Source organism: Pseudomaricurvus sp. ABR4_320, assembly GCF_056159445.1.
The window spans coordinates 65,568-85,324 of sequence record NZ_JBSWVF010000016.1 but is presented as its reverse complement, the minus strand read 5'-3'; the positions used below and the strand labels follow the sequence as shown (position 1 = coordinate 85,324).

At 49.4% G+C, this 19,757-nt stretch carries 17 protein-coding genes; 14 read left to right on the top strand and 3 right to left on the bottom strand.

Going from position 1 to position 19,757, the window contains the following annotated elements; all coding sequences use genetic code 11:
- Window positions 1-104: 104 nt before the first annotated feature.
- The 5 genes from ACXAFR_RS22505 to ACXAFR_RS22485 all read left to right on the top strand — a co-directional run bounded on the left by ACXAFR_RS22505 (window position 105) and on the right by ACXAFR_RS22485 (window position 6,721).
- The gene (locus ACXAFR_RS22505) at window positions 105-665 is read left to right on the top strand and encodes a hypothetical protein (RefSeq protein ID WP_475181214.1); all 561 of its coding nucleotides are present in this window, start codon (window positions 105-107) and stop codon (window positions 663-665) included.
- 230 nt (window positions 666-895) lie between these two features.
- Window positions 896-1,582 carry a response regulator transcription factor gene (locus ACXAFR_RS22500; protein ID WP_475181212.1) on the top strand — a complete coding sequence of 229 codons (687 nt, stop codon included), beginning with the start codon at window positions 896-898 and terminating at the stop codon, window positions 1,580-1,582.
- On the top strand, window positions 1,579-2,931 hold the full coding sequence (locus tag ACXAFR_RS22495) for a sensor histidine kinase (protein ID WP_475181209.1): 1,353 nt from the start codon (window positions 1,579-1,581) through the stop codon (window positions 2,929-2,931). Before ACXAFR_RS22500 ends, ACXAFR_RS22495 begins: the two co-directional genes overlap by 4 nt.
- A gap of 127 nt (window positions 2,932-3,058) precedes the next feature.
- Entirely contained in the window at window positions 3,059-5,215 is a 2,157-nt protein-coding gene (locus tag ACXAFR_RS22490) for a TonB-dependent siderophore receptor (protein WP_475181207.1), read from the top strand.
- Between the two features lie 21 nt (window positions 5,216-5,236).
- Complete coding sequence (locus ACXAFR_RS22485; RefSeq protein ID WP_475181206.1) at window positions 5,237-6,721, top strand: tetratricopeptide repeat-containing sulfotransferase family protein; 1,485 nt, start codon at window positions 5,237-5,239, stop codon at window positions 6,719-6,721.
- A 48-nt stretch (window positions 6,722-6,769) separates the two neighbouring features.
- Here ACXAFR_RS22485 and ACXAFR_RS22480 read toward each other — a convergent pair whose 3' ends face one another.
- Both ACXAFR_RS22480 and ACXAFR_RS22475 read right to left on the bottom strand, forming a co-directional pair.
- The gene (locus ACXAFR_RS22480; RefSeq protein ID WP_475181203.1) at window positions 6,770-9,571 is read right to left on the bottom strand and encodes a rhamnogalacturonan lyase family protein; all 2,802 of its coding nucleotides are present in this window, start codon (window positions 9,569-9,571) and stop codon (window positions 6,770-6,772) included.
- A gap of 399 nt (window positions 9,572-9,970) precedes the next feature.
- Entirely contained in the window at window positions 9,971-10,117 is a 147-nt protein-coding gene (locus tag ACXAFR_RS22475) for a hypothetical protein (protein WP_475181200.1), read from the bottom strand.
- Between the two features lie 182 nt (window positions 10,118-10,299).
- Between ACXAFR_RS22475 and ACXAFR_RS22470 the strand changes: the two genes are divergently transcribed.
- The 3 genes from ACXAFR_RS22470 to ACXAFR_RS22460 are packed head-to-tail and all read left to right on the top strand — an operon-like array spanning window position 10,300 to window position 12,836.
- Complete coding sequence (locus ACXAFR_RS22470) at window positions 10,300-11,250, top strand: DUF3419 family protein (protein ID WP_475181197.1); 951 nt, start codon at window positions 10,300-10,302, stop codon at window positions 11,248-11,250.
- On the top strand, window positions 11,247-12,125 hold the full coding sequence (locus ACXAFR_RS22465) for a hypothetical protein (RefSeq protein ID WP_475181195.1): 879 nt from the start codon (window positions 11,247-11,249) through the stop codon (window positions 12,123-12,125). The genes ACXAFR_RS22470 and ACXAFR_RS22465 overlap by 4 nt, the downstream gene beginning before the upstream one ends.
- A gap of 18 nt (window positions 12,126-12,143) precedes the next feature.
- Window positions 12,144-12,836 (top strand): TenA family transcriptional regulator, encoded by a 693-nt coding sequence (locus ACXAFR_RS22460; RefSeq protein WP_475181193.1) that lies wholly within the window; start codon window positions 12,144-12,146, stop codon window positions 12,834-12,836.
- Here ACXAFR_RS22460 and ACXAFR_RS22455 read toward each other — a convergent pair.
- The gene (locus ACXAFR_RS22455; RefSeq protein ID WP_475181259.1) at window positions 12,824-14,392 is read right to left on the bottom strand and encodes an efflux RND transporter permease subunit; all 1,569 of its coding nucleotides are present in this window, start codon (window positions 14,390-14,392) and stop codon (window positions 12,824-12,826) included. The two genes, ACXAFR_RS22460 and ACXAFR_RS22455, sit on opposite strands and share 13 nt — an antisense overlap.
- Before the next feature lie 83 nt (window positions 14,393-14,475).
- On the opposite strand from ACXAFR_RS22455, the gene ACXAFR_RS22450 reads away from it, so the two are divergent.
- The 6 genes from ACXAFR_RS22450 (at window position 14,476) to ACXAFR_RS22425 (ending at window position 19,756) form a co-directional block, all read left to right on the top strand.
- On the top strand, window positions 14,476-14,835 hold the full coding sequence (locus tag ACXAFR_RS22450) for an MBL fold metallo-hydrolase (RefSeq protein WP_475181256.1): 360 nt from the start codon (window positions 14,476-14,478) through the stop codon (window positions 14,833-14,835).
- Between the two features lie 584 nt (window positions 14,836-15,419).
- Window positions 15,420-15,821: a Fur family transcriptional regulator gene (locus tag ACXAFR_RS22445; protein WP_475181190.1), complete on the top strand. Its 402-nt coding sequence runs from the start codon at window positions 15,420-15,422 to the stop codon at window positions 15,819-15,821.
- 25 nt (window positions 15,822-15,846) lie between these two features.
- The gene (zigA, locus tag ACXAFR_RS22440; RefSeq protein WP_475181187.1) at window positions 15,847-17,070 is read left to right on the top strand and encodes a zinc metallochaperone GTPase ZigA; all 1,224 of its coding nucleotides are present in this window, start codon (window positions 15,847-15,849) and stop codon (window positions 17,068-17,070) included.
- Window positions 17,071-17,100: 30 nt separating this feature from the next.
- On the top strand, window positions 17,101-17,505 hold the full coding sequence (locus ACXAFR_RS22435; RefSeq protein ID WP_475181184.1) for a TraR/DksA C4-type zinc finger protein: 405 nt from the start codon (window positions 17,101-17,103) through the stop codon (window positions 17,503-17,505).
- A gap of 48 nt (window positions 17,506-17,553) precedes the next feature.
- Entirely contained in the window at window positions 17,554-18,456 is a 903-nt protein-coding gene (gene folE2, locus ACXAFR_RS22430) for a GTP cyclohydrolase FolE2 (protein WP_475181182.1), read from the top strand.
- A 112-nt stretch (window positions 18,457-18,568) separates the two neighbouring features.
- Window positions 18,569-19,756 (top strand): thiolase domain-containing protein, encoded by a 1,188-nt coding sequence (locus ACXAFR_RS22425; protein ID WP_475181180.1) that lies wholly within the window; start codon window positions 18,569-18,571, stop codon window positions 19,754-19,756.
- The last annotated feature ends 1 nt before the right edge of the window (window position 19,757 follow it).

Here is a 19,757-nt window from a genome sequence, read left to right as displayed (position 1 = left end):
TATTAAGTAGCAATAATATTCGCTTTATCGATTTTAAATCAAGGGTTAGGATGCCCGCCAGATTGAAGGACGGCCTTCAATCCTGTGACATTGAGGATTTAACAATGAATAAGCATCTTCCAACTTTTTCTCTTATTGCTTTTATGATTGCCCTAACCTCCGGCTGTGCCAGCATGGGTAAAAGCCCAAGCTTCGCTGAACAGCTGCAATCCGAAGGCGCTCGTGCCGCTGAACTTGCTGCAAACTGGGAAGAAGGCCAGGAGTTAGTGAACGATGGAGAAGACAAAATTCGCGCCGCGGAAAAACGCATCCGTGACGGTCAAAAGTTGGTGTTGCGTGGCGAAGCGATGATCGACGAGGGCAACCAGCATTTGGCATTGCAAAAACAAGCCTACATCAACGCCTCTGCCAAAATGGGCTTAGCGATTAACGCCACTCAAGTAAAAACCGAAGTCACCGCTTTAAAAGGTATTGCCGGTCACTGGTCCGATGCTGAAGAGGACGTCTTACGCGGGCAAAAACTGGTAAAAGAAGGCCAGGAAAAATTAGCGAAAGGTCGAACTGAAAACCAGCAAGGCGAACAAATGGTTACACGGGGGCGCGCGATGATGATGGATGCCGAAGCGGCATACAGTGGGAAATCGAGCTTGTTGAGCAGCCGTTAATCGACGGCCTGGTTAAAGAGGAAAGAGATATTCCGGCGCCTGCGCCGGAATATCCTCACAATATACTTTCTGCATAATTCTCTTCAGGCAATCCGCACGCTAACCGCAGCTAACTCTACGGGTATACCACCCTTTCATCGACTGTTGATCAGTTTTCTTTTATCGTTGTTTGCCAGATAAAACCTGTTAAAGACGACCGTTACATTGACGTAACCGAACGGGCAAAGACAATGACGTTATTTAAGATTCTACTTGTAGAAGATGATCCCGTACTTAATGAACAGCTCGGTAATATGTTGACTCAGGCCAACTTTTACGTCGAACAGTGTGCTGACGGAGATACGGCGTTTGAATGGATTGAAAAACGACGCTATCACTTGATTCTGTTGGACATTATGCTGCCTGGTCGAGATGGTCTGTCTCTGCTAAATCGCGCCCGTAAACTGCCGCGTACACCGGTGATTTTGGTGTCGGCCAAAGGTGCCGAAGAGGATCGAATTGTTGGGTTAAGCCAGGGTGCCGACGATTACATCACTAAGCCTTTTAACCGCACTGAGTTGCTGTTGCGCATTGAAGCCGTGTTGCGTCGTACCCACGCGGATGCGAATGGAGATTCTCATCAACAGCTGAATTTAAACGGATTGGAGATCGACCGAATTAGGCAAACTGTCTCGGTGAACGGCTTTTCCATTGAATTGACGCCGATACAATTTAAGTTGCTCTGGGTTCTCGCTACGCAAAAAGGGAGCGTGCTGACGAAAGCCTACCTCTACCAGACCGTTCTTAACCGATCCTTTAGCAACTATGATCGCAGTCTGGATATGCACCTCAGCCGTGTCAGACGCAAACTCACGGAAGCCGGTTGGGAAGGCGGACGTCTGCAAACCGTCCATGGCAAAGGCTACGTTCTCGCATGAAGCAAAGTCTCTTAGCGAAACTCTGCCTGATCGTTGGAGTTGGTACGGTCTTACTGTTTTACATTTTCAGTTGGGCTGCCACGCATACCGAGGAGCAATTAAGTTATTTAACTCACGAACATCAGCGAGAACTGCTCGACTATGCGAAAAAGGCAGAGCAACTCTATCTCGCGGATGATATGGCGGGCTTAAATCGGTGGATGGAATTTATCCAGCGTAAGGAGAACACCTGGGCGGTTATTTTGAAGGCGGAACTACAACCGATTGCGGGAAGCCAGTTGGGCGACTATTTCGATTATTATTACGGTATCGGTCGGGGTGTCGACTTGATACTGCATCCTTGGTTGAAAGATCCGATGATGGAGCTCGACTTTGTCGATCGACAAACCCACTTCTTGATTCAGCTTCCCGAGCGAATGCGGCCAAATTTATTTCAGTACCTGGGGGTTGCTCAGCTGGCCATGCAAATTATTTTTCCATTGATTGTTCTTACGGCCATTTCAGTTTTGCTGTATCGACACATCAATTCTCCCCTCAGGCAGCTCCAGAAGGCCACTCGCGACTTCAGTGAAGGGCGTTTTGACGTCCGTGTCGGTGAAATGATGGGGAACCGAAAGGATGAGCTCGCACAACTCGCAAGCACCTTCGATACCATGGCAACCAGAATCAGTGAGTTGATTGCCAGTCAACGACAGCTTATCGCTGATTTGTCCCATGAACTACGGACCCCGCTCGCACGATTGGATATCGCTGTCGAAACCTTGAAGGAATCCGGCAGCGAGATCTCCCAAGCGAAAGTGGCAAGAGTGGAACGTGAATCCGGCCAGCTGAGAAAGCTCGTTGAGGACACCTTGAGCCTGGCGTGGTTGGAAAATGAGCGCCCTGCTCTACCCGAAGAAGATCTGGATCTCGTCGACCTGTTGGATGTCTTGATGGAAGACGCACGTTTTGAATTTCCCGATCGACGAATCGCAGCAGACTTGCCCAATTCAGCGCCGCTATCACGCAGCAACCATCGTTCACTCGGTCAGGCATTGGAAAATATCATTCGTAATGCGATGCGGCATTCGCCACCAGGAGCAACTGTGAGAGTCTCCTTAATTGCCCTTGCAACGGGTTATAGTATCGCGATTACCGATCAAGGGCCCGGCGTACCGGACGGCTATTTGGAAAAGATATTTCTGCCATTCTTTCGCGTCGACGCTGCACGGGGCAGTGACAATCAGGGATTCGGGCTTGGATTGGCCTTGGCAAAGCGACAACTGTCTGCCATTGGCGGCAATGTCGTAGCAAGCAATCTGGTACCTGGGGGCTTGCTTATGACGATCACCCTACCCTACGGCCGTTGATATCCCATTCAATAGCCGGCCCGGAGACGCAGAGAGTGTAACAATTGTAAATGTCCATGACAGCACGCATCAAATGAGGATAATTCTTATTAACGGTTGAGAATTTTCCTCAAGAGGTTGCGGAGTTATGGAAAGACAGCGTATTGCCGGGTTCAAGAAATCGGCCTTGACCCTTGCCGTATGGGGCGCAATGCAAGCGAACGCTCAGGAGAGTGATAATCAACCCCCACAATCTCAACAAGCCGATCAACGGCTGGAAGAGATTTTAGTGGTCGGACAGTTTCAACAATCACTGGTCAATCGAATTCCGATTTCTCTCCAGGAGCTACCTTTCACACTGAACATTCTTGATCGTGATTTCCTGGATGCTCGCAACTTTGCACGTCCCATTGAAGCGCTCACTACGCTACCTAACGTCACTCGAGCAGAAGACCGCAAAGGAACCGGGACGGCGTTTTTTCTCTCTAGAGGTTTTGAAGCTCCGATACTGGTGGATAACCGCCCACAAGGTGGCATTCGTGGTTCAGGTGCCAGAGACGATACCTTTGTGCAACGCTATGAAGTCCTAAAGGGGCCCGCGTCGATTTCTCTGGGACCCGTGGGCGCAGGTGGTGTGATTAATTCCGTGACGAAGGTGCCGGAAGCAGAGCCTTTTGTTGGCTTAAAAATGCGTACGGATCAATTTGGCAGTCTCAGTGGCGAAGTGGATGCCAATATCGGGCAACTCGGTGAACACCTGTCTCTCAGGATCAACGGCGCCTATCGAGATTTTCAGTTTGATGCCGATGAAACCGTGCGTGAAACCTTTGCGATACGACCGGTAATGATCGCGAATCTGGGTGAGGCAACGTCACTCAGAGCGAGCATTGCCTACACCGAACACACCGTTAATCCGAATTCCGGTTTCCCGTTGTATTCAAATGGTGATATTCCCTCTCAAATCGATACCGATACCTTCACCGGTTTGGCGAACGGCGAGGGAGAATCCGAAGATGTGATGTACGATGCGGAGTTAAATCACGAATTTCTCGACAACCTGAAGCTGACCTTGCGTGGTAGTCGACAAGAATCTGATTTTGACTACAACAACACGTCTGGCCTTTACAATTATAATTACGCCGATGGTGGACCCGGCATGGGATTGAACGACCCCTACGTCTATACCTATTCGGGTGGCGGTATCATCGAGACAGAAAACACCTATTTCGACGCTCAATTGGCGTATCATCAGCAGGCTTGGGGACAGCAACAGGATGTTGTCATTGGTGCCACTTACGATAAGAACAGCTTGGACAGGCTCTTCAGTGACTATCCCTTAATTGGCCCCATTTCATTGGATGATCTCGATGAACGTCGTTATGGTCCCAGCGATTACGGACCTTTGTCGCCTTTCACCAGTATGGACAGTGAACTCAACTCCGTATTTGCCGAAGCGGCGATTCGCCCGACCGATTGGCTAACGATCAATGGCGGTCTTCGATACGATGACTTGGAGCAACTCTCCATCAATTACCGTCGCGGTATCGCTTATGAATCGCCCTTTGAAGACGACGAACTCACCTTTCGGCTTGGCGCATCAACGAAAGTTTCGACCGATCTCAACGCGTACTTGAGTTATGCAGAGGCGTTTGTACCGCAATTTGGGCTAAAACGCGGTGGAGAACCTGTCGCTGCAGAGACCTCCGAGGGTTTTGAGGCGGGCTTTAAAGGCTTGGTATTGGACGGAAAACTTGCCTTCGAAGCCGGAGTGTTTCTGACCACTCGACAAGATGTGGCCGTTACCGACCCCAGCAACGACCGCGCGGCGGGAGAAGCTTTCGTCGTAACCGTCGGCGAGGTTGAACTCAAAGGCTTTGAGTTTTCTGGAAATCTCAATATCGACGCGGGACTTAACCTGTCATTGAACCTCGGCTTAATGGATATTGATGTCACTGAGTCTGGTGAATTTGATGAAGTCGATACTCCTACCTTTCCGGAGGTAACCGGCAGCGCTTATTTGACCTACGAATTATCGTCTGGCGTGCTACAGGGGCTGACGCTCGGAGGCGGCGCGCGTTATGTTGGCGAGCGAGAAGGCGCCGTCATTGAGTATGACAGCTACACCATCGCGGATATCAATATGTCCTATCCCATTAAAGAAGACATGGAGCTATCTCTGGATGTGCTCAATGTCACGGACGAGTTTTATCTGGAAAATGCCGCCAGTTTTGCACAGAACTTAAATGGCGGCTCTGTACTCGGACCACCACGAACGGCGGTGCTGACATTACAAGTGAGTTTCTAAGCGGCCTATGTTGAAGTGCTCATGAATTTAGGCGATAGATGTCCATCCGCGAGGGACTGGTTCGAAAAAGGAAGACAGCACCAACAACGGAGCGAACCCTCCAATGCGTTACATTGCTTTCGTCAATCCTTAAAACTCAACTCAGGTGTTGCAGCGCCTTGGATTGCAATCGCACAGCTTTTAGAGGCGAACAGCCAATTTGAAGAGGCGCGGGAGTGTTTGATCAGGGCTTCTGCCGCCGAACCAAAGTCTTATATTGCCCGGTTGCATTTGGCCAATGCTCACCGACAGTTGGGATACATCGACGATGCCAAAAAAGAATTCGATAAGGTGGTGTCACTGAATCCTATGTCACCAGAGGGCTTTTTTGGTCTTGGTCAATTGCTTGAAGACATGGGGCAGCCCCATTGCGCGGTCAAGGCCTATCGACACGCCCGAACGGTAGCGCCTCAGCACTTCAACGCTCTTGCCCGATTGCTCATGCTTAGCCAACATGAGGATGTCTCTGTAGAAGTAAAACTGGCACAGGATATTTTGCCGAGGTTACAAAAACGAGAAAAGGCCTTGGTTGCTTACGGACTTGGCAAGGCACTTGAGCGTGAGAAGCAGTATGCAGCCGCATTTTCTGCGTATGAGACCGCCAACTCATCCCGCCGATCGGAAACAGAGCCCTTTCATCGCGACCTTTTCGATGCGCGAATTCAGAAAATGATCGCGTTATTTTCCAAGGAATTATTTGTTGCGCGTCGTGATTGGGGCCAAGACTCAGAACAGGCCGTTTTTATTGTAGGCTTGCCGCGTTCAGGTACAACGCTAACCGAGCAGATTGTTGCCTCTCATCCCGACTGTTTCGGCGCGGGTGAACAAAGTACCTTGACCGATCTTGCCACAGGAACGCCAGACCGACTCGACCAAGCTCACACCGCTTGGCCAGACTGCGTCGTCGACTTAACTCGCGAACACATTGAGCAATTGGGTCAGGAATACCTGGCGCGCTCAATGATGCGAGCGCCGCAGCACTGCCTGCGTATTGTGGACAAGCAACCACTGAACTTCTGGCACCTCGGTCTCGTCGCCCTGGCATTACCCAATGCGCGTATCATTCATTGCCGTAGAGATATTCGTGATTGCGGTCTGTCCATCTTCTCTCATAATTTCAATCCTCAACAGACGTGGGCCACTGACTTGAACGATATCGCTTATTATTGGCAGGGATATCGGCGGTTAATGCAACATTGGATTAACGTTTGTGGATTGCGTATTGTTGAACTGGACTATGAAGATACCGTCGCTAACCCAGACGCAAGCGCTAGAAAATTACTTAACTTCCTCGACCTCTCCTGGGATGAGACGGTATTACGTTTCTATCAGAATCAACGGGCGGTGCAGACACCAAGTCGATGGCAAGTCAGGCAGCCGATTTATAAAACGTCTGTGGCCCATTGGCAAAACTATGGCAGCAAGCTTGCGCCGCTTTCAAAGGCTGCTGAACGAGGCGGCTTTTAGGACAAGGTCACGCCGCTCTCGTTCAGCGCACCGCGTACTGCCAGTTAATTATTCTGAAAACGTAATTGCCGCCTCCGGATCCGTGTTATATGTCGTTCCATCTTCCATCGCTAGCTTAAACATATACCAATAAGTGGTGCCTGCAACCAGATCCAGTGTATCGGTCAAAGTGCCGCTGGCCGCCGCCGATGGATTGATGCGTGTCCGGCCATTTAATTCCTCTCTGGTATTTCGGTATAGCTCGATGCCGCGAATCGCTTGCGGAAAATCTTCCAACTCCCAGCTTACTTGTATTCCACCGTCAACTTGCGCCGTGGTTAGATGTGTTTTGGGCGTTAATAGGTGCTCTGCAGAAATGGAATTCGTCAAAATAGGCTCATTGGCGTCCACGATTGCGATCGACAGCCAGTAGTAATAGCTGGAGCCAGGCTGCGTTGATTCATCCGTCCATTCGACTAAGTCTCCGGTTAATTCCGCCACGGGCGTACTCTGGGAAGATTCGGGTAGCGGTTGCCCTTCAATAACGTCGGCTCGATAAACGGTAATGCTGCTCACTTCAACATTTTCAATGAACCAAGAGAGCTGAACCGGTTCATTCGAGCTTTCGTGAAACGTGCGAATATTGGGAATCTCACTGGTGGTCAGTTGAGTTTTTGTTACCGGCAAATATATGGGATTACCCCGCCGAGAGTTAACGCTGCCCCAATAATAGTAAGTCGTATCCGGTTCCACGTTAGAATCGATATACGTTGGCCTGCCTTTCGACAAAGTCGTGATGAATTGGCTGGATTCAGGCGATGGTTCGGTGCTTTTATACATGGCTAGAGATCGATACGGATAGCCATTGTCATGCACCGTGATCTCTACGCTATCCGCTTTGCCTCTGGCAACCGGTTGTATCCAAAGTGCCGATGCAGCCGTATGCATGGCATAATTCGGCACCTGCGCCATGTCACTGCCAAGATAAAATGACGGATGAGGCGGTTGATTGTAGCCCACATTTTGCCAGGCAATGGCGGTGCGATACTGAGTGTCATGCATCAACGTGGGAATACGCCACTCGGTGTCTTCCGTTGTGGAAAATAACAGCAGCTCGCTGCTGTCTGAATTTGCCCAAATAACCTCTTCGCGCCAATCACCGACAATATCTGCCGATAACACCGGTGTGGCTTTCGTTCCGTTGTTTGAAACCGCATCCCAAAGACTGCCATCCAGTATGACCTCTGACGATCCTGTAGCCGGTTGCCACTTCAAAATACGAACATCGTCGAGCAATTCACGGGTTAGGTCGCCATCCCACCAGGACATAAAATTGACCTGCGAGGGTCGGACATCGGAAATAAGCGTGCCATCGGCGGCGACCAGTCCGCCCCGCGTCCCCCAGTTTTCATTACCAGCGAAACCGGGATCAATGTCTCCACTAACGCCTCGACCGACGTCATCACCGTTGCCGGGGCGAGACCAGAGGATTTCACCTGTCGCAGCATCATGTAATTCAACCGCGTAGTCCACGCCATCCTTAATATAATTTTCAGCGTCTTCGTGAACCATGAAGATTTCTTGACCGGGTCGATAAGGATTAATATCGGTCATATGCAGTGCATCGCCGTGCCCCAACTCTGTTGAATAGAGCAAATGACCATCATCATCAATGGTTGCAGAGCCATAGATGATTTCATCCTTGCCGTCATTATCGGCATCGCCAACGCTCACACTATGAGCCCCCTGCCCGAAACCGCCAGCATCCTCACCACCGTTGTCGCTGTCATAGACCCAGCGCTCGACGAAGGACTTGTTTACCCAGTCAAAAGCACTCACCACGGCTCTGGTGTAGTAACCTCTGGCAAAAAACACACTTGGGGTTTCGCCATTGAAATAGCCGACCCCGGCGAGGAACCGATCAACCCGATTGCCGTACCCATCCCCCCAGCTGTCTACGTTGCCCCGCTGAGGAATGTAATCGATGGTGTCCAGCGCCTTTCCACTTAAGCCGTCGAACATCGTGAGATACTCTGGACCATCCAATACATAGCCCTGGCTATTTCGGTAGTCCGCAAATTCATCGCCAATGATGCTGCCTTCACTATCCATACTCCCATCAGCCGTTTTCATGGCGACTTCCGCGCGACCATCCTGATCAAAGTCATAGGCGACAAACTGAGTATAGTGGGCACCTGAACGGATATTGTTGCCCAGGTCGATTCGCCAAAGCTGTTTGCCTTCGAGTGTGTAGGCATCTAGATAGGTTGGCCCGGTAAAGCCGGATTGAGAATTATCTTTCGCGTTCGATGGATACCATTTAACAATCAACTCGTAACGACCGTCGCCGGTTAAATCGGCCACGGCGCCATCATTGGCCGAATAGCTATACGTTGCGCCTTTCACCCAGCCATCTTTCGGAGTATTTAAGGGGATTCGCAACATGACATCGGACCAAGGTCTCGCCGCTGACGTTTTCTCATCATTTCTGCGGCCATTGGATTGTCCGGTGACTTTTAATTCATATTTGTCAGTGGGACCTCCGCGTCTATCGAACAAAAAGGTTTTATCACGAATGCTTCGGCCATTAATTTTCCGACCATTGCGGTAGACATCGAAGGATACTCTGTCCGAATCAGTACCCAGCATACGCCAGCTAATGGCGTTTCCCCCATCTGTCGGAATAACGACCAATCCTCTATCAAGATTTTCGAGAAAAATACCTGACTGAGAATTGCCTCCTCGACGTTCATTCACCGGAGTGCTGTCGTCTTGTGTATAGGCAGTACTACTAAATAAGGCACTGGCGATGCAGGTGCTGATTACAGATTTTCTGGATTGAGCAACAACATTTTTTATTATGGGTGTCATCTCTAGCCTCATCTCCATAAGATGAATGAATTCATTATGGTGCGTACGCTAGTAAATTTAATCCGCTTACTCAAGCAGAACCAATCAATTTCTATCATTTTGGTTCACATGCGAAATTAATTTAGAAGGTCCTTAGACCTTATTCATTCGAAATCAACTGTTTAAACCATCTGACAAAGAGCGTCGCAGGCAGCAGGCTGTTTATTTAAAAAATATCCTGCGTCTAAAGGGCTTTTAGCGTTTAGCCATGGAGCAGTTTGTTTGTGGGTCATAGAGCGATTGCAGTGAGCTTTGTGGAATCTAACAGCAAGTCACTGTTGGCAGTGGGTCGCACAATAGGATTTATAGGAACATAAAACACGAAGAGAACAAATAACAATCTGATTGGGCAAAAAAGAATCACAAAAACGCATAATAAAACACTACCTTGGACCAAGGGTTGGCGTTTGGATTTGCAATTGAAGAAAAAATATCGAAATTCATACCCCCCTCTTCTGCTCCCTCCTTTTTTAAATTGATCACGAGCAAATACTGCCACTCGTTCACGTTCATCATCCTGGTAGCACATAGCGATACCAAGAGGTTCGTATGTCGCGACATCGCTTGCTCTCGTTGTAGCGCGTGTCCCGTTGAATATTCTCTTTGCAAACGACGCGAGGAGAATAACAGGCAATGGACGACAAACATTTCGATGAAAATGCTGTGTGCGGAAGGATGGGGTCTCAGTTATGACTAGAGACAATGGTTTAAATTTCGGCGTCGTGCGAGAAGACCCGCTAATCGAATTAGAGGTGATCAAACAGTATCGGCCTAAAAAAATACTTCTTATTGGCTCCGGTGGATGTACCGCACTTTCTCTTGCTAGCTATAAGCCGGATTTAGAGATAACCGCATTTGATCGAAATCCTGCTCAAATACATCATATTCAACAAAAGCTTAAACTGATCGAAAATAGCGAATGTTTAAAGGCGGCGCCCCTGAACGCTGTCCTCACACTGAATGAATCTGGAAAATTCGAGCGATTATTTCATCATTTTAGACAGTTTATATATAGCCATATCTTGCCACAGCCAGAACTGTTGGCAGCATGTCAGGGGGATGACGCTCTCGTCAATTCGCTAATTAAAAATACATATTGGCCCGTTGCTTTTGATCTGTTCTTTCATGATCGCTATCTCGAGGCCATATTTGGAACCGCCGCAATACAGAATGCTTCGCCTCTACCCTATTCCCGCTACTTTCAAGGAATTCTTGAGCGTGAACTTTCCTCTGAGAGACGAGCGCAGAATTACTTTCTGCATCACCTGCTACTGGGGAGCTACCTGATTGAAGCAGGCATCTTACCTTTCTATCTTAAAAACCCACCCAAATTCCCTAAGTTAGAGCTCGTTACTGGTAGTTTGGAAAACATATCAGATTTATCTTCCTATGATCTGGTATCTCTGTCTAATGTTTTTGATTGGATGTCCGATGAAGAGGTGCTATCTACGGTCAGCACGTTATCAACCTTGAGGACGGGAGCTGTCGTTTTGATTCGCCAGCTCAATAACGACAAAGATTTATCATCTAACGTTCGTCCCTACTTTGAAATTAACTCGGAATTCTCTGAGAGCCTACTGAAACAAGATCGTAGTTTGTTTTACTCAAAATTCAATGTGGCCGTGAGGATTGCGCTATGACAAAAATTATCGTTCGAGGGAGCGCAGAGCTTGCGCCTTATACATCAGATTTACAGGCGTTAGAAGAACACGAAACCTATCCTCTTGCTGGTACCGATAATACCTTCAAAATCAGCCATGGACGTCGTTATCCATTTTTCTTTGAAAAGATCGGTAGTCCTAGATTTTTTCTCGCCATTGAAAAGAAGACGGTTATTGGTTCGATGGTGGTTGTCGAAAAGCAGGTTGAGCTTGACGGGGGGCTAAGACCCGCTCTTTATTTTTGCGATTTAAAGATAAGGCGGGATTATCGAGGCAAAAACGTCTCCAAGAAGATTTTTTTGAAAGCTTTTCAGTGGATTCTGAAAACCTACGCACTGTCGTCATGGCCGATATGCTACTTCGTCGCAATGCAGGGTGATCAAGGTGATTTTCTTGTCAACAGCAAAATCCCATTTCTGCGCTATGCCTTCTCTGCCGTCGCAGAGTCAAATATATTTTTTGCGAAAGCCGACCGCCTCATTAGGCTTGGTAACGATAATTTCGACTCACTGAAAACCATCAGTTTGACGCTGCCAAAAACGTCAGAAACCGAGGTGATCGACCTTGGCGGAATTAAGGACATCATTATAGACGGACTCCCCTCCCCCATAAAACACGCCGCAGTTTCCGGTGAATTTATGAAGAATACCTTGGGGCAACTTGGTAACTGCTTTAGCAAGCTAAACGATGACGACCAACTCTGCTTTTCAGTGGATACCAGAATACGATCAGTTAACAACGCATTGAATGCTGTTGATATCTACCCAACGGGCCGCGCGCGTGTCTATTCCCTGTCTTGGCAGGCGAAACATTTTGGCGATCTCCCTTTGTGGATTGGCACCAATGAAATTTAATTCAGCAGGTAAAAAGGCATGAGACAAACCATTGCGATCCTTTTAGAAGACTACGACTACCGCAAAAACCCTTACTTTATTGCGTTAGCTAATGGCGCTCTCACTCGGGAAAAGTTCCTTGAGAGTCAGCAGCAATTTTATTACGCGGTAGATTATTTTCCGCGAGTTTTAGCCATCTTAGCATCGCGCATTCCTAAGCATTGCGAACGGCTATCGATTATTGAAAATCTTTGGGATGAGCACGGCCAAGGTAAGCCAGAGGCATTTCATACCGCGACCTTCATTCGGTTTCTGGAAAAGCTCTCACAGAAACAGACGGACGGTCCGGCACCTTTATCGGCCGCGGCCCCGGTAACGACTTTTAACGCAACGTTAATGGGGACCTGCCTTTATGAAGACTATCGTGTCGCTGTGTGTATGTTAGGTATGATTGAACGAATGTTCTCCAACATTTCCTCTGCCATCGCACAAGCCGTTGTAAACAATGGATGGATGACAGAGAGCGAACTGACTCACTACTGTTTGCATAAAGAGCTGGACATTCAACATGCAGACGAGCTCTTCAATGTCGTTCGGTCAGAATGGAGCGCGTCTCCAATATTCCGGGATGCGATGATCAGAGGGTTGCAGTTGGGTGCTTATTGCTTTGATGCCCTTTATTTCGGTTTGCTTCGTTCTACGCAATTCCCAGCAGCACTCTACGATGAATGAACGGTGAACCGGGTCAAACGACGCAGGGTATTTTCCATGCAGCGTTTTACATTATCAACATAGATAAAGACCACCGGCACGACCAGTAGGCTAAGTGCTGTAGATGTAATTAAGCCCCCAATTACAGCAAATGCCATTGGCTGCCGGAAACTTGCATCTGCGCCGAAACCAAGAGCAATTGGCATCATGCCAGCGACCATTGCGACCGTAGTCATCACAATGGAACGAGCTCTTTTGCTGCAAGCATCAAGTAATGCCTCGTGTAGAGACAGCCCTTCTTTATTGCGCCCGATAATGGCGTAATCAACCAACAAAATGGAATTCTTGGTGACGATTCCCATCAGCATGACCAAGCCAATCATTGCCGGGGCACCAAGCTCACTACGCCCCATAAGTAAGCCCAGGAAAGCGCCACCCACGCAGAAAGGAATTGCAGAGAGTATCGTGATGGGCTGAAGAAAATCGCCGAACAATAAGACCAGCACACAATAAACGCAGAGTATGCCCGCCAACATTGCCAGAGCAAATCCATAGAGAAGCTCGGCAGCCACTTCCGAATCCCCAGCCTTTATGGCCTGTACGCTGGACGGCAATGATGTCATTGCTGGCAATTCAGCCGCGGCGGATTGAGCGGTACCCAGAGCGGTGCCAGCAAGATCTGCGGATATCGTCACGTTACGGCGCCGGTCAAATCGATCAATTTGGGCGGGACCACTTTCTACAGACAGGGTTGCGATGCTGGATAGAGGCACCGAGCCCTCGCGCCCGGGTACCCTCAAGCTGGCCAGTGTTGATAGCTCTTCGCGAGCGGTATCCGGAAGACGGGTGCGGATGTGTACCTGACGATTATCGAGGTTAAGGCGAGCCACCTGAGCATCAAAATCACCGCTGGTTGCTACACGAATCACCTCGCTGATCGCCGCCGTAGTCACACCTCGCTCGGCGGCCCGTTCTAAATCTGGTCGAATGGTGATTTCCGGGCGTTCAAGGCTGGCGGTTGAGTTGATATTCCAGAGGCCTTTTATACGACGTAAATCGCGCTCCACTGCCTGTGCACTGGCGTTTAACGCCGCAGAATTATCACTGGCCAGAATAATCTGTAATTTCTCGCTAGGTCCGCCGCCGCCGAGGGAAAAGCGAACGCCAGGGATGTGCAGAAGACGGCGGCGAATCTCGCTTTCAATCGCCTGCTGGGACTTGCGTTCACCTCGTGGAGCCAACACTAACGTGAGAGACGCTTTGCGCACTTCGCCAGCTTGACTGTTACCCGCCCCGGTTTGTTGCCCGGCTCCGACCGAAGCAAAAATATGATCGATGCCCGATACGTAGCCAATGGCGTCCCTGGCGGTCTCTGTAGCATCCAAGGTATCTTGCAGGGAGCTGGCAGGCGGTAATTCGATACTCAGCGTTGTAACGTTACCGTCGGCGGCGGGGATAAACCCGGTGGGTATCAATGGCACTAACGCAAAGGACCCCATTAGAAAAACAATGGCGCTAGCGATCGTCGTTTTACGATGGCAAAGACTCCAACGGACAGTTGCCATATAACCGCGCAGTACCCATCCACCTCTGTTTTCATCACGAGATTGTCCACTGGCATCGGGAGTCTTTAGGATGTAGTAGCTCAGATCTGGTCTGAATTTCTACAATTAATCCCGATACCCAGATTACTTTTACACCTACTCAGCACTCATCTCGCCGCGGATTATTCGATCTGGACAAAAGTCTCTGGGGAAGCTTTTACATCCAAAGCGGAGAGCACAAAGTCTTTTTCGGTGGTGATGCAGGTTATTCTACACACTATAGCGATATACAACATCGATTAGGTTCACCCGATGTCGCCTGGTTAGGCATTGGAGATTACCTGCCCAGATGGTTTATGAAAGCAATACATATGAGCCCTGCGGAAGCCGTTGTTGCCCACCAGGATTTAGGTGCAAAACTCAGTATCGCTATGCATTTCGAGACTTTTCAAAATTCATCGGTTGGTTTTGGGTAACCCTTGATTGAGCTTAATGAGGCGCTGAAAGAAAAGAATCTTCCACCGGATTTCATTATCGCGTTCGACGTTGGAGAAACAAGGATCTACTCGAGTGCAATAAAATCCTCGGATAAGGTTGAATAAACTCAAGTCGAGCATTCATCGTATTTAGAGATACGATCTTTTCTTTTATTGTCTCGCGACACCTCACTTGAATATCTCGCGTTTAGTCATCGCCCATGTTTTGGGATCGATAGAACCGCTTGATATTAAGGCGGTAAAACTCTTACTTCACGCTGCCATGTAAATTAATGCCTCAGCGACGATAGTCCGGATAGTCGAACATACTGCGAAATACATGGGTAGCATCCTGATATATCCACTCCTGTTCGCTTGGGTGTCTAATCCTCTACCGTCATTATCCTATTCGAGCTGACTTCGAAAAACATATACCAGAGGATCAGGTCTCCGAGTTCTAGGAGACGTCTGCAGTCTCCGCAGTAGCCTCGTGTCGAATAAAGAAGTGTTGATGCGTAAACCTTTAATGTTATATTATAACATAACATTAAGTCGTCTAGCCCAAAGTAACGACAGGTATTCCAATGGAATTGACTGTTAACCAGCAATACGTTCTCGCGGCAATGCAACAGGCGGATAGTCCTCTCAGTGCCTATGCACTGCTGGAAAAGTTGCGTAAGCCGGGGTTTTCCGCTCCCGCACAGGTTTATCGTGCTTTAGACAGATTGATGGAGCGAGGCCTAGTGCATCGGGTGGAGACATTGAACGCCTATGTAACGTGTTCACACCCCGGTGACTGTAAAGCGGGTTTCTCGGCTTTTGCCATATGTGACTCCTGTGGTCATACCGATGAGTTTCCGGTCGACGACCTCGGCTTAAGGCGATGGGCTGAACAAAATGCGTTTGTAGTAGAAAGTGCTGTGATTGAGATCCATGGCCAGTGTTGTAACTGCACTCAGCAAACCGACGCTGAGAACAAACAATAACTTCAAACATATCAAGAGTTTGACTATGAATACCAAGGCTTCCGTTACACATCAACATCAGGTCAAGAGTTTACCCGTCACCGTCTTATCCGGTTTTCTTGGTGCGGGCAAGACGACACTACTCAACCATATCCTCAACAATCGGGAAGGTCGTCGAGTCGCCGTTATTGTCAACGATATGTCAGAAATCAACATCGACGCCGATCTTGTTCGTGAAGGTGGTGCCGAGTTGTCGCGCACCGACGAAAAATTGGTTGAAATGAGTAATGGCTGTATATGTTGCACGTTACGTGAAGACTTGCTGATCGAAGTTAACCGCCTCGCTCAGGATGGAAAATTTGATCAACTCGTCATCGAATCTACGGGCATCTCGGAACCACTGCCGGTTGCTGAGACCTTTACGTTTGAGGGGGAAGACGGCCGCAGTCTGAATGAAATTGCGCAGCTCGACACGATGGTTACCGTGGTCGATTCCTTTAATTTTTTGCGCGACTACAGCTCACGAGACAGTTTACAGGCTCGTGGTGAATCGTTAGGAGAAGAGGATCAGCGCACTGTCGTTGATCTACTGATTGAACAAATCGAATTCTGTGATGTGATCGTTCTTAATAAGACAGACTTGATTACTGATGAAGAGCGGGATCGACTCATGGCGATTCTCAAAAGTCTCAACCCCCGAGCGCGTATTGAGATCGCCGAATTCGGTAAGGTGCCCTTTGATCGAGTCATGGGGACTGGTTTGTTTGATTTTGACGAAGCGTCACGCGCCCCAGGTTGGTTGCAAGAGCTGCGTGGAACGCACACGCCTGAGACCGAGGAATACGGTATCAGCAATTTTGTCTACAAGGCCCGCCGCCCGTTTCATCCGCAGCGGTTTTTCGACTTGGTTGAAAGCGAATGGCCCGGCGTGGTCCGATCCAAAGGGTATTTCTGGCTCGCAACCAACCCTACCCTGGCCGGTTCCTGGTCTCAGGCAGGTGCGGTCGCGCGGCATGGACCGGGAGGTTATTGGTGGGCATCAGTGCCAACGCACCGATGGCCAAAGGATCAGGAATCCGTCACTTACATACTTTCAAAATGGGATGATGATGTCGGCGATGCTCGACAAGAATTGGTCCTGATCGGAATGGATATGGATGAAGATGCTCTGAGTGCGCGGTTTGACGCCTGTTTACTGACCGATAGCGAAATGGCGTTGGGCCCAGAGGGATGGACAGTCTGGAACAACCCGTTCCCTGGTTGGAACTGATCATTTGTCAACGTCCAGAGGTGCGCTCCTATGACTGAGGAAGAACTGCTTCAGCAGCCGACAGATGCATACATGAACGATCAGCAGAGAGCGTTCTTTCACGAACGCCTCTTGCGACAACGACTTGAATTGCAAGCTCGTATCGATGAGGAATTTGACGAGCTTCGCAAATATGAACGCAGCAGTGACCTTGCAGATGCTGGTAGTACGGAAGAACAGCGACAGGCACATTTGCGTCTTTTGGAGCGCGAAAAAAGACTGCTGGATAAAATTGATTATGCTCTCGATCTATTGATACGTGGTGAATATGGTTGGTGTGAGGAGACCGGCGAGCCTATAGGTCTGGCGCGATTGCTCTTACGACCGACAGCCACACTCAGCTTCGAAGCGAAAGAGCGACAGGAGACGTTCGAAAAACACTTGCGTCGACACTGACATGCCCACATACACCAATCCCCAATACAATTAAGGATTCTCTGCGTCATGAATGCCGTTTTACCTGATGTTTCCACCACCGAAGTTGTACCGGCGTCGAGCCCCCTGGAGTGGGTCGGAATGCAAGGTATCGACCTACCAATAAAGATCCAAGAACCGGGGTATCAACGTCAGTTGCATGCACGTGCCGATGTCCAGGTCGATCTACCGGCACCGAATGTGAAAGGCATTCATATGTCCCGTCTTCACCGTCTGTTAGATGAAATAGACGAAGAACATTCCCTGTCTCCAAGGCGACTGAAGCACGCCCTTCAAGCTATGGTCGCTAGCCACCAAGATTGTGACAGTCGCAACGCCAGAATTAAATTGTACTTCGACTTGCTCGCGCAACGGCCTGCTCTTGTGAGTGAAAGCCTCGCCGGTTGGAAATCTTACTCCGTGAGACTAGATGCTGCATTGATTCAAGAAACATTTTCCCTGCGACTAACAATCACCGTGCCCTACTCTTCCACCTGCCCTTGCTCCGCAGCTTTGACTCGACAACTTGTTGAACAAGGCTTTTTGCAGTCGTTCGCGGGTCAGGAGCAAATTGATGCTAACGAGGTCGCGGATTGGTTACGCCAACACGCTACTTTGGCCACGCCACACAGCCAACGCAGTGAGGCAGATATTGCTGTTGATGTCGACAGCAATGCCCTCTCTTTAGGCATGCTGGCATTGATTGAACGCATAGAGCAGGCCGTTGGAACACCGGTTCAAACCGCCGTTAAGCGCGCCGATGAGCAGGCTTTCGCGGCACTGAACGGTCAAAATCTCATGTTCGTAGAAGATGCGACGCGTCGGCTACAAGCTGCGTTAGAAAGCGATTATAGCAACTCGTGTGTTCACGTTAGGCACCTAGAAAGCCTCCATGCTCACGATGCAGTGGCCTGGGCAGTGCCTGCCCGATAAAGGTAATCCTTTGCTCTAAATATAATCACGACAGCTTGCTGCCATCTATTAACGCAGTGCAAAGACTAAATCATTGATATCAATTATATAAAGATAAAATTGGGGAAGCTTAATGGATAGTCTTAAAGGAAAAGCCTTTATCGTTGGCGCCTATGAGCACCCAACTCGACATGCTATCGACATACCTCTCGCCCAGTTACATGCAGATGTTGCTGCAGGCGCACTGGCAGACTCAGGGCTATCACTCTCTGACGTGGACGGATATTTTTGTGCGGGCGACGTCCCTGGTTGGGAAGCACCGGGGGTCGGTCCCTTCTCGATCATAGAATACCTCGGCCTCAATTTACGGCACCTAGACACGACCGAGAGCTGGGGTTCGGCCTACATAAACCAAGTCGGTCATGCAGTTCAGGCCATCGAGGCGGGAAAATGCCGGGTTGCATTGATCACTCAGGCCGGGCGCCCCCGGGCTGAGAAGCAAACTCCCGAAAGTAGCCACCGCAATCAGCTTCAAACGGCACCAGAGTCACCTTTCGAACTTCCCTATGGTCCGGTAGTTACCAACATGTACGGCATGTGTGCGATGAGACATATGTACGAACACGGTACCACATCCGAACAGCTTGCCTGGATAAAGGTCGCGGCATCACACCATGCCCAGCACAATCCGAATGCCGTATTGCGCAAACGGGTTAGCGTACAGGATGTTCTGGATTCACCGATCGTGTCCACTCCGCTACACCGCCTGGATTGCTGTGTGATCAGCGACGGCGGCGGGGCACTAATCGTAGCGCATCCGGAGATAGCGCGGTCACTGAAGCGTCCACTAATCTCACCCACAGGCGCAGGATACACCGTCAAACATCTCAACGGTGGCTATTTCGATATCCTCGAATCCGGTGCGATGAAATCTGGCGCAGAAGCCTTTACACAAGCAGGGGTAACACCTGCGGACATTCAATACGCCTCTCTCTATGACAGCTTCACAATCACCGTTCTAATTCAATTGGAAAACCTTGGCTTCTGTGATCGCGGCCAGGGCGGTAAGTTTGTTGCGGATGGAAATTTGATTGCCGGTAATGGGCGCCTGCCAATTAACACTGACGGCGGAGGCCTTTGCAGCAACCACCCTGGGAATCGTGGCGGCATGACCAAAATGATTGAAGCGGTGCGGCAGCTCCGTGGCGAAGCTCGCCCTGAGGTGCAGATTCACAACTGTGGGCTAGCGCTCGTTCACGGTACCGGTGGCCAGCTCGGAGCTCGGCATGGAAGCGCCACTATGATACTGGAGAGAATATGAC